The sequence below is a fragment of the Pectobacterium brasiliense genome, assembly GCF_013449685.1.
Lineage (GTDB): Bacteria > Pseudomonadota > Gammaproteobacteria > Enterobacterales > Enterobacteriaceae > Pectobacterium > Pectobacterium brasiliense_A.
This window is the reverse complement of record NZ_JACDSF010000149.1, coordinates 1-303: the sequence shown is the minus strand read 5'-3', so window position 1 is coordinate 303 and position 303 is coordinate 1. Positions and strand designations below refer to the sequence as shown.

The window sequence follows — 303 nt, the reverse complement described above, 5'->3', positions numbered from 1 at the left end:
TCGTGGAAGAAATACAGGCCTTCTTCTGCGGCCAGTCGGGTGATAAAGGCTAAATCGCTTTCCCGATACTGCACGCAGTATTCTCGCACCGCGTGCGCATGGCGCAGCGCAAAGGCGTAGTCGGTGATACCGGCTTCTTCCAGCAGCGCGCCGATAATCGCTTCCGGCTTCTGCGCCTGAAAAATGCGCGCGTTGGTGCGTAACCCCAGCCGCCACAGGGCAGGACGGACTTCTATCTGATAGCGCGTGCGCCGGAATCCGGTGTCACCCTGCGTGAAGCCACTGATAATCCCGCTGACCCGA

At 59.7% G+C, this 303-nt stretch carries 1 protein-coding gene; it reads right to left on the bottom strand.

Annotated elements, in window-relative coordinates:
- Nucleotides 1–303 (bottom strand): contractile injection system protein, VgrG/Pvc8 family (locus H0248_RS21770; RefSeq protein ID WP_257981587.1); only part of this gene is annotated, 303 nt, incomplete at both ends.